Origin of the sequence: Gottschalkia purinilytica (assembly GCF_001190785.1) — a bacterium.
GTDB lineage: Bacteria > Bacillota > Clostridia > Tissierellales > Gottschalkiaceae > Gottschalkia_A > Gottschalkia_A purinilytica.
In genome coordinates this window covers 85,717-100,799 of record NZ_LGSS01000012.1, presented here as the reverse complement: position 1 = coordinate 100,799, position 15,083 = coordinate 85,717, and the positions used below count along the sequence as shown (strand labels likewise).

Genomic DNA, 15,083 nt, shown 5'->3' with positions numbered 1-15,083 from the left:
TTAAAAATAAATCTAGTAATACGTAAAATACGTATTTAACTATTCTATTTTTTTAGTTAAATTCCTTCTAAATTACATTATTTTTAATTTTTTTTTGAAATTTTATGTATTTTTGCCTTATCCCAAAGAGAATTCATCTCTTCTAGATTCATAGTTTTAATATCTTTATCCATCTTTATGCTCTCTTTTTCTATAAATTCAAATCTTTCTATAAATTTGTTTATAGCTTTATTTAAAGCATTTTCAGGATCAATATCTAAAAATCTACAAACATTAACTGTGGCAAAAATAAAATCTCCTATTTCTTCTTCAATTCTTTCTTTGTTGTTTTCATTAAGTTCATACTGAACTTCTTGAAACTCCTCATGAAGCTTTTCAATAGCTCCTGAAATATCATTCCAGTCAAACCCTACATCTGCAGCTCTTTTTTGTATCTTGTAACTCCTCATAAGTCCAGGAAGAACTCTTGGTACGTCTTTAAGTCTGTCTGTATAGGTTTTGAAGTCTTTTTCTTTGGCCTTTATTTCATTCCAACTTTCAAGTGCTTCTTGTGAATTATTAGCTTGATAATCGGAAAATACATGAGGATGTCTAGATATTAGCTTGTTACATATACCAGATATAACATCCCATATGTTAAAGTATCCTTCTTCTTTACCTATTTGACTGTGAAAAACAACTTGTAACAATACATCCCCTAATTCTTCTACTATTCCATCTATATCTTCGCTATCTATTGCGTCAACTACTTCATATGCTTCTTCTATTAAATATTGTCTTAAAGACTCATGAGTTTGTTTCGCGTCCCAGGGACATCCTTCCTTACTTCTTAATATTTCCATTATTCTTAGCAAATTATTCATATCATATTTATTTTTTTCTTCTTTTTTCATTTTAGGTATATACATACTAGTTAAATAGTCAATCCAGTCTAGCCTGTCTACCTGATACAAAGGAATTTTAACTTTTTTTTCTTCTTCTTTAATACCTGCAGATTTTATTACATATATTTGGTATTCATCCCCATATATGTCCATAAGTTGTAGTTTAAGTTCAGAAGCCCTAGCCCTATTATAAACTTGTGTTACGATATTATCAACATTAATATCAATATTTTGTTCTAAAATATCAAGACCATCCACAATCTTAAGCCCATTTACAGGGTCACAGCCTACTGATAATATTACAGGTTCTATAAAGCTAAGTCCTGGAATAATATCTAAATCTATTATTCCTTTATTGTTCATGTCCATCAGAATCGACACTGTTCTTTCTGCTACTAGCGGATGTCCTGGTACACAATAATTTATAATACCATATTTCTGAGATTTTTCAAATAAATCATTAACAATTGTTTGATATACTTTATCAAAATCTTCTTCTTCTTCGTATATGTGATCGTATGTTTCATAATCTATTTGTTTTTCTCTTAAGTATTTTACTGTAGGATGTTTATCTGTTCTTAAAAAAACTTTATTTCCATCAGTTATTCTCTCTACTGCTTCCATTGTAAGAGAACCTATATCTCCTGGTCCTAATCCTATAATTACTATTTTAGCCATTAAAATCCCTCCGCTCTTCATTATAGTTTACAAAATAAGCTAGGATTATACCTAGCTTATTATTTTCTTAAAAGTCCTATAGATTTTAGTCTTCGTGCTAATTTTTCTCCCTTTGGCAATAGCTCAAAATCTTCTGAAGTAATTGCTCCTGTTATAAGTAAAGCCAATCCATAAACAATACCACCTATACCAATTGCAATTATCGTTGCCAATTTACTTCCAACCATAGACTGAGTAAATGTAAAGGAGATTTTTACTACTATGGCCATTAAGGTTACTGATATTATTGGTTTTATAAATGTATCCATTAACTTTAAGTCAACCTTAGTATACTTCTTAACATATATAAAGTTCAAAAATGAAGCTACAACATAAGTGGCTACTGTACTTATAGCTGCCCCTTTTATGTTTATAGCAGGAATACCTGTTAATGTATAACTTAATACAGCCTTAACCACTGCACCTATAGCTAAATTCCTAACTGGTATCATTGGCTTACCAATTCCTTGAAGTATAGCTGTTAAAGACTGAACTAATGTTAAAAATATTACACTTATAGATAATACTTGAAGAAGCATTCCTGCACCTAATTGCTCTTCAACAGTATTCTTAAAATACAACAGATTTATTATTGGTGTTGATAATACAAATAATCCTATAGCTGATGGTAATCCTATAAGTAAGGTTACTCTTATACCTGAATTAGTCAGATTCTTTATATCATTATACTCTCGTCTCACAAATGCTTCAGATATGGCTGGAACTAAACTCATTGATACCGCTATAGATAATGCTTGTGGTAAGTTTATGAGAGTTTGTGCATTTCCTGTAAGTTGTCCATATAAGCGTGTAGTCTCTTGTGCAGTATATCCTATTTCTTGAAGTCTTTTCATAATTATTACAGTATCTATACTACTTATAATTGGCACTATAGATGCTCCTATTGTTATAGGAATTGCTATAGCTAATATATTTCTAATTATATTTGATGTACTTTCTTGTTCACACTTTATACTCTTTTGAGCTTCTTCAGCTCTTATTCTTCTTTCCTTAAAATAAATAATTAATATCAAAATTGTTCCTACTATAGCTCCTGCAGATGCTCCAAAAGTAGCACCTCCTGCTGCCTTTGGAAGTCCACTACTTAGCAGCAAATATGCTAATGGAAACCCAACAATCAACTTAAATAGTTGTTCTATAAGTTGTGACAAAGCTGTAGGTACCATATTTTGTTTACCTTGAAAATATCCTCTGAATGCAGACATAATTGGTACAAATAATAATGCTGGTACTAAAGCTAATAGTGAATAATAGCTATTTTCATTACCTATCATATAAGTTACAATAGGTTTAGACAATAAAAGAACAGCTATGGAAGTTGTTAGTCCCGCTATTAAAAATCCCAAGAAGGATATTTTGAATATTTTCTGTGCTCCTATGTAATCTTTTATAGCTCTCTTTTCTGCTATTAATTTAGATACAGCTGTTGGAAGTCCTGATGTTGATACTGCCAATAATAAAGTATAATAGGGATTTACAGTTTGATAATACCCAACACCTTCAGTAGTTATTATGTTTGAAAGAGGTATTCTATAAAATGCACCTATAATCTTTATAATTATACCAGAAATACCTAATATTGCTGCTCCTTTCAAGAAACTATTCTTACTCATGGTTATCCTCCTAAGGGCAAGTATTAGAACCTTCACCGAATTACATTATATCAAAATTGTATAAAATAATAAATGAAAATGATAGGTTAGTTAAATATTGCATACTTACCTTATTATGAGTTATATCCAATTCCATGCTTTTTCATTACAGATTAATAAAACAAGCTAGGATTAATCCTAGCTTATTATTTTCTTAAAAGTCCTATAGATTTTAGTTTTTGTGCTAATTTTTCTCCTTTTGGTATTAACTCAAAGTCCTCTGAAGTAATTGACCCTGTTACAAGTAGAGCCAATCCATAAACAATACCACCTATACCAATTGCAATTATAGTTGCCAATTTACTTCCAACCATAGACTGAGTAAATGTAAAGGAGATTTTTACTACTATAGCCATTAAGGTTACTGATATTATTGGTTTTATAAATGTATCCATTAACTTTAAGTCAACCTTAGTATACTTCTTAACATATATAAAGTTCAAGAATGAAGCTACAACATAAGTAGCTACTGTACTTATAGCTGCCCCTTTTATATTTATAGCAGGAATACCTGTTAAAGTATAGCTTAATATTGCTTTAACCACTGCTCCTATAGCCAAGTTTCTAACTGGTATCATCGTCTTACCAACCCCTTGAAGTATGGCAGTTAAAGACTGAACTAATGTTAAAAATATTACACTTATAGATAATACTTGGAGAAGCATTCCTGCACCTAATTGCTCTTCAACAGTATTCTTAAAATACAACAGATTTATTATTGGTGTTGATAATACAAACAATCCTATAGCTGCTGGAAGACCCATAAGTAAAGTTACTCTTATACCTGAATTGGTTATATTCTTCATACCCTTGTAGTCTTTTCTTACAAGAGATTCAGATATTGCTGGTACTAAACTCATTGCTACAGCTGTAGATAATGCTTGAGGTAAGTTTATAAGAGTTTGTGCATTACCTGTAAGTTGTCCAAACATCATTGATGCTTGTTTAGCAGTATATCCTATAGATTGAAGTCTATTCATTATAATCCAAGTATCTATTGTACTTGTAATAGGAACTATAGATGCTCCTATCGTTATAGGAATTGCTATTGCTAATATATCTTTAATTATAGTTGATGTACTTTCTGGTTCACATTCTATACTATTCCTAAATTCTCTAACTCTTTTTCTTCTTTGTTTTGAATATATAAATATGACTAATAATGTTCCCCCTATAGCTCCAGCCGATGCTCCAAAAGAAGCTCCTCCAGCTGCCTGAGGTAACCCTTCACTTAGTAACGCATATGCTAGCGGAAATCCTATTAAAAGTCTAAACACTTGCTCTACTAATTGTGATAAAGCCGTAGGGGCCATATTTTGCTCACCTTGGAAGTATCCTCTAAATGCAGACATAATAGGAACAAATAATAAAGCTGGTACTAACCCTAGCAAGGAATAATAACTATTTGCATTTCCTATCTTTATCGCTATTGATTTAGCCCAAATTAATACCACTAATGAGGTTGTTACACCTGCTATTAAAAACCCTAAAAAGGATATCTTAAAAATTCTATGTGCTCCTCTATAATCTTCTATGGCTCTTTTTTCTGATATAAGTTTAGATACGGCTGTTGGAAATCCTGATGTTGATACTGCAACCAGTAAAACATAAAAAGGATATGCTGACTGATAATATCCAACACCTTCAGTAGTTATTATGTTTGAAAGGGGAATTCTGTAAAATGCGCCTATAATTTTTACGATTATACCAGCAATACCTAATATTGCTGCCCCCTTTAGAAAGTTATTTTTGCTCATAAATACCCTCCCTAAGTATAGGTCTTCAAATTTTTAGCAACCAAAGAGTATTATATCAAAATTATATTACATAATAAACCTAATTATATTACAATTCTAAATCATGACATAAAAAAACTAGACCTACTCAATATAGGTCTAGTTCATAATTTCTATTGTTCCATTTGTTTTGATAAAAATCCTGCAGCTGTTTGAGCTACCTTAATTTCTAACTCTCCCATGCTAGCATCACTTTCTTTTGATATAAGTACAACTGCACCTATAGGATCTCCCTGAGTTACTATAGGAATGATAACTTGAGCTGTGTATTTATCTGGATTTAAATCTTCACTTGATACTCTAATAGGTTTATTTGAAGCATCAGCAGCATAATTTTCTCTACTCTCCATGATTCTTTCTAGTTCTGAGCTGATTCTTTTATCCATATATTCTTTTTTAGAGCCCCCAGCTACAGCTACTACACTATCTCTATCACATATAACTGTAGTATATCCTATATTTTCATACAATGCTTCTGCATATTCAGTAGCAAATTCACTTAACTCACTTATAGGAGAATATTTTTTAAGTATAACTTCTCCCTCTCTGTCAGTAAATATCTCTAAAGGATCACCTTCTCTTATCCTTAAAGTACGTCTGATCTCTTTTGGAATAACTACTCTACCTAAGTCATCAATTCTTCTAACGATTCCTGTCGCTTTCACGTTTAAACCTCCTTAAATATTAAGCTTACTAATATATTTTGTTCTATTAGTATTTTACTTTTATTATTGTTTTATACATTAATGGAATTTTTTAAAAGTTATATTTTAAACTATGTTTTTATTAAAGTAAACCTTTAAAGTAATACTTTAATTCTATTGTTACCAGTTATTACTTAAATAATTCAAAAACACAAAAAACTTCCAAGTTTATTTAATATATTTTAATTAAATAATAAAACCCCATTGATTTAAATCAATGGGGCTTTATTATTATTTAGATTTTTCAGTTTTTAAAAATATATCTACCTTTGCTTCTTTCTTTAATTCTTGCATTTTATCATTATATTTAGTTTCTTGTAATTGTTTAGCTATTGTATCTTTTAATTCTTCTAGTGTACTTTTTTTATCTGTAACTTTTATTATATGATAACCATATTTAGTTTTTACAACGTCACTTATTTCTCCAGGTTTTAGTGTAAAAGCAGCTTTCTCAAATTCTGCAACCATTTTACCTCTTGTAAAATAACCTAGATCACCTTTTCTTTCCGCTGCATTTGGTTCTTTCGATTTCTTAGTTAATTCATCAAAGTTAGCACCATTTTTTATTTGATTTAATATTTCTTTAGCTTCGCCTTCCTTATCTACCAAAATATGGCTTGCCTTAACTTCTTCAAGATTATTCTTATTTTTATCGTAATACTCTTTTATTTCTTTATCTGTTAGCTTTAAATCTTTAATGTATTTTTCTTTATATTTATCTGTAATCATTTCTCTTTTTAGATTTTCTTTAAAAAATGATTCTGTAAGATCGTTGCTTTTTAAAAACTCCTTAAACTTTTCGTCTCCTCCTAATAAAGTTTTAAAACTATCAACTTGTTTCTGTACTTCCTCATCTTTTACTTTTATTTTTTGTTTTTCAGCATCTTGAATTACTAATTCTTGAAATACAAGCATATCTATTATGTTATCTTTTAAAGCTTGATCCATAGTCTTTCCATCTTTATCTTTTTGATTGAAAACCTCTTTACCATATTGGCTTTCATATGTTTTTTTCATCATCTGATAGTTTTTATCAAAATCTGTTCTTGAAATACTTTTACCATTTACTCGTGCTACTTCTTTAGATGTATCAGCCTTGCTACAGCCTGTTACAATCATAGTACCTATAACAACCATTGATGTTATAGCAACAAGTTTTTTATTAAACTTTTTTATCAACCAAATCATCTCCTTTGTAATATATAGACATACTTTATATTATAGCTTAGATACATAAGACTGAAAACTACTAATTTTTCCAATAACATCCTCTAATTCTTCTAGTATATCACTTTGTTTTTGTTTCATAAGCTTATACTTGATATATGGAGTTTTAGAAATATCAAATTCAACTCTTCTACCAAATCTTTGTGAAAGCTCATTTACAAGCTCTGGTGTCATATCTCTATACTCATTGAATACTAGTTTTACAATATATTCAGACTGGGTAACATGAGATATTCTAGCCTTATTACATAGTGATTTAATATAAGATATCTTTAACAGGTTAGTAACCTGGTTAGGAACATCACCAAATCTATCTATAATTTCTTCTAGTATATCAGAATAGTCAGATTTATTTTCAATAGCTGATATTTTTTTATACATTTCAATTTTATGATCTTCATTTTTAATATATCTGTCTGGTATATAACCATCTACATTCAATTCTATAGTAGTATCTATTTGCTCTACTCTTTCTTCGCCTTTTAACTTTCTTATAGCTTCGTCTAGGTATTTAACATACAAGTCATACCCTATTGCGGACATTTGTACATGCTGCTCTGCTCCTAGTAAATTACCCGATCCTCTTATTTCTAAATCTCTCATTGCGATTTTGAATCCTGAGCCAAACTCTGTGAATTCTTTAATAGCTTTTAATCTCTTTTCTGCTACTTCTGTCAATACCTTATTTCTTTCATACATAAAATAAGCAAAAGCAACTCTATTTGATCTTCCTACTCTACCTCTTAACTGATATAACTGTGAAAGTCCCATTTTATCTGAGTCATGAATTATTATAGTATTTACATTAGGAATATCCAATCCTGTTTCTATGATAGTTGTACATACTAAAACATCATACTCTCCATCTAAAAAGTCAAACATAACTCTCTCTAGCTCTCTTTCACTCATTTGTCCATGTCCAACTACTACCCTAGATTCAGGTACTAAGTTTTGTATTTTAGATGCAAATTGGTCTATACTTTGAACCTTATTATATAAAATATATATCTGACCATTTCTATTTAACTCTTTTATAATTGCATCTCTTACAATCTGTTCATTATGTTCAACTACATAAGTCTGGATAGGATATCTTTCTTCTGGTGGTTCTTCTAAAATACTCATATCTCTTATTCCTATAAGTGACATATGAAGTGTTCTCGGTATAGGTGTAGCTGTTAACGTTAGTACATCTATAGATTCCTTCAATATTTTTATAGCTTCTTTATGTTTAACTCCGAATCTTTGTTCTTCATCCACTATTAATAATCCTAAGTCGCTAAATTTAACATCTTTAGAAAGTAATCTATGTGTGCCTACTATTATATCTAAGTTTCCACTTTTTAAATCATTTAGAATTTTCTTTTGCTGTCCAGGAGTTCTAAACCTACTTAACATCTCTATTTTTACAGGAAAATTTGCGAATCTTTCCACTAAAGTATTAAAGTGCTGCTGTGCTAATATTGTAGTAGGAACTAGGAATGCCACTTGCTTCCCATCCATAACTGCTTTAAATGCTGCTCTTACTGCTACTTCTGTTTTTCCATATCCAACATCTCCACATAATAATCTATCCATAGGCCTTTCTTTTTCCATATCTACTTTTATTTCTTCTATACATCTTAATTGATCCTCTGTCTCTTCATAAATAAAAGCCTCTTCAAATTGCTTCTGCCAAGGAGTATCTGGCGAAAATTTATAGCCTTTTACTGTTTCTCTTGTAGCATATAGCTTGATCAAATCTTTAGCCATATCTTCTATAGCTTTTTTCACTTTAGTTTTAGTTTTAGCCCAATCTCCACTACTTAGCTTATTTACCTTAGGTTCTACAGAATCAGCACCTATATATTTTTGTATCAAATTCATTTGATCAACTGGAACATACAGTCTATCTTCTCCTGAATATTTAACTGCTATATAATCTTTTTTAACGCCTTGTACATTTAGCTGATCTATTCCTACATATTTTCCTATACCATGAGACTCATGAACTACATAATCTCCTATTTTTAAATCTGTAAATGAGGTTATCTTAACTGCATCTTTTCTTTTCTTGTTGACTTTTTTCTTTTTATAGGTTCCAAATACTTCCTTGTCACTTATAATCGCAAATTTTAAACTAGAATACTCAAATCCTTTACTTATACTTCCTGAAGTTATAACTACTTGCCCCGGATGAATTTCTTTATCCGAATCTTCTGCAAAAACACAGTCTACTCCCTTATCCAGAAGTTCATTAACTAATCTTCTACCACGTTCTTCGACTCCGGAAAGTAGTATTACTTTATATCCTCTAGTTTTATAGAACTTCAAGTCATCTATGAGAATATCTATTTTGTTATGAAACGATTGCATACTCTTTACTGTAAAATTTAAAATCGATTTAGGCTTAAATATACTATCATTCTTTAGTAAATTTGTTACTGTTAAACATACTCTATTGTTTATTTTATCTATAATATCATCATAGTTATGATATATTTCTTGTTGTCTTACTAACACTTCTCCCCGTTCAAATAAATCTGTATATTTAGTTGTGAAAGATTGTTTAATTTCTTTTACACTAAGTTCTATTTTTTGTGGCTCATCCACTAATATAATCGAGTCTTTTTTTAAATAGTCAATTATACTAGAACTATTATCAGGAATATAAGGTAATATTAAATCTAAGTTTTCTATATTTACTCTATTACTTATCTTTTCTATATATGAATTAAATTTTTGAGATAAATTTTCCTTTACTTCCTCAATACTCTTCTTTCTCTGTAATTTTTTTAATGATGAATTTAAATCTGATTTAATATTATCAACAACTTCACTTATATAAGTATCCTCTATCAAAACTTCTTTTGCTGGTGGAATACTTATTCTTTCTATATTTTCTATTGATCTTTGAGTTTTAAGATCAAATTTTCTTATAGAATCTATTTCATCATCAAATAATTCTATTCTATATGGATTATCAGTATTTATAGGAAAAAAGTCTATTATTCCACCTCTTATACTAAATTGTCCCTTGCCTTCTACTATGTCCACTCTTTCATAGCCCTGAGTTACAAATACTTTTGTTAATTTAGATAATTCAATTGTATCCCCAAAGTTCAAATTAATAGTATATTTTTTTATAATAGATGAGTTAACTATTCTATTTACAATTCCATGTATAGATGCTACAACCACTATATTTTCCTCATTTGATAATCTATCCAAAACTTTCAATCGCTGATTCGATATATCATGACTATATGCATCTATATTGTAAAAAATTATTTCCCTTGTAGGAAAAAGCTCTGTATTATTTTTACTAAATAATCTTAAATCTTCTGATATCTTTTTTGCTCTTAACTCATCATAAGTGATTATTAATATTTGTTTATCTAAATGTTGATTTATACCATATGATATGTGTGATATGTTTTCTTCAGATAGTCCATGAACTGATATAGGTGAAATTCTATCTTCTATATTTTGTATAAGTTGTGAATATGAAGCTAAATCTTTTAAACTATCTATAAACATATTTTTAGACATCAAATCAGCTCCTTAAATAAAAAAACACTCCAAGCCCAGGTTTCTTTTATCCCTGGGCTTAAGCTTATTATCCATTGTATTTATTCATTGCTTTATTTATTCCATCAGTTATAATTAACTCTACTGCACTTGCTGCTCGTTCTATAGCCTCATCTATATAAACTCTTTCTTCTTTACTGAATCTTCCTAAAACAAAATCTGCTAGATCTTGCCCATTTTCAGGTTTTCCTACTCCTATTTTAACTCTAGGGAAGTTATCATTTTGAATATGATATATAATTGACTTCATACCATTGTGACTTCCTGCACTCCCCTTAGCTCTTAATCTTAAAGAAGCAAAGCTTATATCTATGTCATCCACTACTGCTATTATATTTTCAATTGGAATTTTAAAAAAATTATATATATCAAGAACACTTTGTCCACTATTGTTCATAAACGTCTGAGGCTTTACAAGTAACACTTTTTCATTACCTATATTAACCTCTGCGTATACAGACTTAAACTTTATTTTAGATATCTTAGTATTATATTTTTTCCCTAATAATTCTATTACATCAAATCCTACATTATGTCTTGTTCCATCATATCTACTTCCTGGGTTTCCTAATCCTACAACTGCATACAACTCATCAACCCCTTAACCTATGTCACAAATATATTAATCTGTTTTATATAATTTTAGTCAAATAGTTTACTTACTGATTCATTTTGATAAATTCTTCTTATGGCCTCAGCAAATATTGGTGCTACTGAAACTACTTCTATTTGATCTATTTGTTTTTCTTTAGTAAGAGGTATTGTATCTGTTACAACCAACTTTTCTATAACTGAATCTTGTATTCTTTCTATAGCTGGTCCTGATAAAACAGCATGTGTACAACATGCATATACTTTCTTAGCTCCAAAGTCTTGTAATACCTTAGCTGCTTTAGTCATAGATCCTGCTGTGTCTATTATATCGTCAACAATTATAACATCTTTTCCTTCTATATCACCAATTACATTCATTACTTCTGAAACATTAGCTTTAGGTCTTCTCTTTTCTATTATTGCTATTGGTAAATCCAACATACTAGCAAAGTTTCTTACTCTTTGTACTCCCCCTACATCAGGTGATACTATAACTGTATCTTTTGATATTTTATCTCTAAAATAATCTGCTAATATTGGTCCTCCCAATAAATGATCTACAGGAATATCAAAGTATCCTTGTAACTGAGCAGCGTGTAAATCCATACATAATACTCTATCCGCTCCTGCTACAGTTAATATGTTTGCAACTAGTTTTGAAGTAATAGGATCTCTAGCTTTAGCTTTTCTGTCTTGTCTTGCATAACCATAATAAGGTATAACTGCACTTATTCTGCCAGCAGATGCTCTTCTTAATGCATCTATTAGTATTAAAAGCTCCATTAAATTATCATTTGTAGGTGGACAAGTAGGTTGAATTATAAATACGTCTGAACCCCTTACAGTTTCATTTATGTTTACTGCAGTTTCTCCATCACTAAACTTTAAAACCTGGCTATCTCCTAATTCTGCATCTAAATGCTCACATATTTTCACAGCTAAATCTCTATTAGCATTACCTGTGAATATTTTGATACATTTTCCACTTAAGTTCATACGATTTCTCCTCCTATTTTTTCCTATTTATTTTTTAATAAACCTTTTTTTTCTACCCAGTTTTCTTTATTAACTTGTTTAACCCTTGCAATTGATAAACTTTTTTCCTCAACATCTTCAGTAATAGTAGACCCAGCTGCAATATAGGCATTTTCCTTTACAGTCACAGGAGATATTAGATTTACGTTACATCCTATAAAAGCATTATCTTCTACTATAGTTTTATTTTTATTCTTTCCATCATAATTTACAAAGACAACTCCACAACCAATGTTCACATTTTTTCCGACTTCTGCATCACCTATATATGAAAGATGCGACGCTTTAGAGCCATCATTTATTTTAGCATTTTTTACTTCCACAAAGTCACCTATTTTTACATTTTTACCTATATCACTATTAGGTCTTAAATATGCATAAGGACCAACTTTAGTGTCATTATCTACTTTACTATCTAATATAGTAGATGATTGTATTTCAACTCTATCTTCTATTTTACTATTAGATATTCTAGTATTTTGACCTATTATACAGTCTTCTCCTATTTCTGTCTTTCCTTCTAGTATAACTCCTGGATAAATTACAGTATCTCTACCTATTTTTACATCAGACTCTATATAAGTATTATCAGGATCTATAATAATAGCCCCTTCAGCCATAAGGCTTGTATTTATTCTTTTTCTCATTATCTTTTCAGCTTCTGCTAATTGAATCTTTGAGTTTATGCCTTGAATTTCTTCATGTCCAGATATTTTATATCCTCCAACTTTGAATTCTTCTTTATTTAAGATTTCAATAGCATCAGTTATATAGTATTCTTGTTGTGAATTATTATTGTCAAGCTTTCCAAGAATTGATTTTAAGTTTTTACCTTTAAAACAATATACTCCTGAATTTATTTCTGTTATTTTTCTTTGCTCTTCTGTAGCATCTTTTTGCTCCACTATTGCAATTACCTGATCATTCTCATCTCTTACTATTCTACCATATCCTGTTGGATCTTCAACTTCAGCTGTTAAAACAGTAGCTTCATAGTTTCCTGCTTTATGATACTCAACAAATTCTTTAATAGTTTCACTTTTTATAAGCGGAGTATCTCCACATAAAATTACAACATAGCTATCATCTTCTATATGATCTTGTGCTTGCATAACAGCAAATCCCGTACCATAAGGATCATTATCTCCTACAGGCTGATTTACATATATAATATTATCACTCTTTACAATTTCTTTAACTTTATCTGCTTTGTGTCCAACAACTACTACATTTTTTTCTATGCCAGCTTCTTCAGCACTATCTATAACATGATTTAATAAAGGTTTTCCACAAATTTTATGAACGACTTTTGGAAGTTTAGACTTCATCCTAGTACCTTCTCCAGCCGCTAATATTACAGAAAGTATCATATTCAACACTCCTTCTTTTAAAACAAGGTTAAAATAAAATCCGATTTCACATAATAATCAAAAGTCACCAATATAAATATAATCTAATAATAGCAAAAATACAAGTTATTCATTCATATATTCTATTTATATGTTAATATTCCAATAAAAAAAAGGGTCATCTGACCCTTTAGTTGTTTTCTGCTAATGCTTTTTCATATTCTTTAAATATAGCTTCTTGAATATCATTTCTAGTTTCGGCATTTATAGGATGTGCTATATCTTTAAATTCTCCATCTGGCATTTTTCTACTAGGCATCGCTATAAACAGTCCATTTTGTCCTTCTATTATCTTTATATCATGTACAACAAGTGCATTATTAAATGTAACCGAAACTATTGCTTTCATTTTCCCATCATCAGTTATCTTCCTAATTCTAATATCTGTTATATTCATGATATTATCACCACCTTCCCTGTTTAGGTCTCATTCCCACTAGCTTATCATGTTATATTCTTCAATCACTTTAAAAAACCTTCTATTTTTTCAACAAAATAGAATTTTTTAGTATATTTTTTCCAAATTTGGTTTTATTATTAATTTCCCTTCATTTTCATCAAGTTCTTCTAATACTAAAAGTGAGATAAAATCATCTATTAATTTATTTTCAGGAGTTCTAGTAGAAATAAATACCCCTACACCTTTTACCTCTGCTTTAAACTCTTTCATCATATCTACCATTCCTTTGGCCGTTCCTCCGCCTTTCATAAAATCATCTATGATAAGAACTCTCGCTCCCTCTTTCATAGCTCTCTTAGATAGTGACATAGTTTCTATTTTCTTTGTAGAAGCAGATATATAGTTTATACTAACTGTTGCTCCCTCTGTAATCTTTGCGTCCTTTCTTACTATAACAAGAGGTACATTAAGTATTTGTGCTGTCATTAAAGCTATTGGTATTCCTTTAGTTTCTATAGTAACCACATACTCTATTTCTTGTGAAATAAATTTAGATGCGAATATTTTACCTATTTTTTTAGCTATTTCTGGAGAATATAGCAAATCCATCATAAAAATAAATCCACCTGGCATCATTCTATCATTTTCAGAAATCTTTTCACAAATACTACTCAAAAATTCTTCTTCTTCTTCTTTGGAGATATTTGGTAAATATATTACTCCACCGGCCGCTCCTGATATAGTTTTTATATATCCAATTTTTAGCTTCTCTACCAAATCCTTAGCAACAATTATATCTTCACTTATTGTAGACTTGGCAGCATTAAACATATCTGTAAAGTGATTATAAGTAAATACCTTACTAGGGTTAGTAGTAAGGATATATAGTATTGAAGCTATTCTTTCATTTCTTTTAAACTTATCCACTTAAATCCTCCTAATACGAATATTCTCATTAACTATAACTAATTTTATTCGTTATTATTAATTTATTCAATAGTTATAGTAATATATTTTCTTTATTTTAATAGTATTAATATGATATAATCATCACAGTGTCAATTTAATTTTACA

Annotated in this window: 11 protein-coding genes; all 11 read right to left on the bottom strand. The window is 29.7% G+C overall.

Going from position 1 to position 15,083, the window contains the following annotated elements:
* Positions 1–83 precede the first annotated feature (83 nt).
* A complete protein-coding gene (yabN, locus tag CLPU_RS12120) occupies positions 84–1,562 on the bottom strand; it encodes a bifunctional methyltransferase/pyrophosphohydrolase YabN (RefSeq protein WP_050355933.1) in 1,479 nt (492 codons plus the stop codon).
* 59 nt (positions 1,563–1,621) lie between these two features.
* Positions 1,622–3,235, bottom strand: a complete 1,614-nt coding sequence (locus CLPU_RS12115; RefSeq protein ID WP_050355932.1) for a putative polysaccharide biosynthesis protein — start codon at positions 3,233–3,235, stop codon at positions 1,622–1,624.
* Between the two features lie 185 nt (positions 3,236–3,420).
* The gene (locus tag CLPU_RS12110; protein WP_050355931.1) at positions 3,421–5,031 is read right to left on the bottom strand and encodes a putative polysaccharide biosynthesis protein; all 1,611 of its coding nucleotides are present in this window, start codon (positions 5,029–5,031) and stop codon (positions 3,421–3,423) included.
* 152 nt (positions 5,032–5,183) lie between these two features.
* Positions 5,184–5,735 carry a stage V sporulation protein T gene (gene spoVT, locus CLPU_RS12105; protein WP_050355930.1) on the bottom strand — a complete coding sequence of 184 codons (552 nt, stop codon included), beginning with the start codon at positions 5,733–5,735 and terminating at the stop codon, positions 5,184–5,186.
* 270 nt (positions 5,736–6,005) lie between these two features.
* Positions 6,006–6,953 carry a peptidylprolyl isomerase gene (locus CLPU_RS12100; RefSeq protein WP_050355929.1) on the bottom strand — a complete coding sequence of 316 codons (948 nt, stop codon included), beginning with the start codon at positions 6,951–6,953 and terminating at the stop codon, positions 6,006–6,008.
* A 39-nt stretch (positions 6,954–6,992) separates the two neighbouring features.
* On the bottom strand, positions 6,993–10,532 hold the full coding sequence (gene mfd, locus CLPU_RS12095) for a transcription-repair coupling factor (protein ID WP_200898580.1): 3,540 nt from the start codon (positions 10,530–10,532) through the stop codon (positions 6,993–6,995).
* Positions 10,533–10,599: 67 nt separating this feature from the next.
* Entirely contained in the window at positions 10,600–11,160 is a 561-nt protein-coding gene (gene pth, locus CLPU_RS12090) for an aminoacyl-tRNA hydrolase (RefSeq protein ID WP_050355928.1), read from the bottom strand.
* Positions 11,161–11,213: 53 nt separating this feature from the next.
* On the bottom strand, positions 11,214–12,161 hold the full coding sequence (locus CLPU_RS12085; protein WP_050355927.1) for a ribose-phosphate diphosphokinase: 948 nt from the start codon (positions 12,159–12,161) through the stop codon (positions 11,214–11,216).
* A gap of 23 nt (positions 12,162–12,184) precedes the next feature.
* Positions 12,185–13,570, bottom strand: a complete 1,386-nt coding sequence (gene glmU, locus CLPU_RS12080; RefSeq protein ID WP_082154212.1) for a bifunctional UDP-N-acetylglucosamine diphosphorylase/glucosamine-1-phosphate N-acetyltransferase GlmU — start codon at positions 13,568–13,570, stop codon at positions 12,185–12,187.
* A gap of 169 nt (positions 13,571–13,739) precedes the next feature.
* Positions 13,740–14,006, bottom strand: a complete 267-nt coding sequence (spoVG, locus tag CLPU_RS12075; RefSeq protein WP_050355925.1) for a septation regulator SpoVG — start codon at positions 14,004–14,006, stop codon at positions 13,740–13,742.
* 108 nt (positions 14,007–14,114) lie between these two features.
* Entirely contained in the window at positions 14,115–14,936 is an 822-nt protein-coding gene (gene purR / locus CLPU_RS12070) for a pur operon repressor (protein ID WP_050355924.1), read from the bottom strand.
* Between the last annotated feature and the right edge of the window lie 147 nt (positions 14,937–15,083).

Coding starts and splice junctions, on each gene's coding strand:
- yabN (WP_050355933.1), bottom strand. CDS start 1,562: ATGGCTAAAATAGTAATTATAGGATTAGGACCAGGAGATATAGGTTCT.
- CLPU_RS12115 (WP_050355932.1), bottom strand. CDS start 3,235: ATGAGTAAGAATAGTTTCTTGAAAGGAGCAGCAATATTAGGTATTTCT.
- CLPU_RS12110 (WP_050355931.1), bottom strand. CDS start 5,031: ATGAGCAAAAATAACTTTCTAAAGGGGGCAGCAATATTAGGTATTGCT.
- mfd (WP_200898580.1), bottom strand. CDS start 10,532: ATGTCTAAAAATATGTTTATAGATAGTTTAAAAGATTTAGCTTCATAT.
- CLPU_RS12085 (WP_050355927.1), bottom strand. CDS start 12,161: ATGAACTTAAGTGGAAAATGTATCAAAATATTCACAGGTAATGCTAAT.
- glmU (WP_082154212.1), bottom strand. CDS start 13,570: ATGATACTTTCTGTAATATTAGCGGCTGGAGAAGGTACTAGGATGAAG.
- spoVG (WP_050355925.1), bottom strand. CDS start 14,006: ATGAATATAACAGATATTAGAATTAGGAAGATAACTGATGATGGGAAA.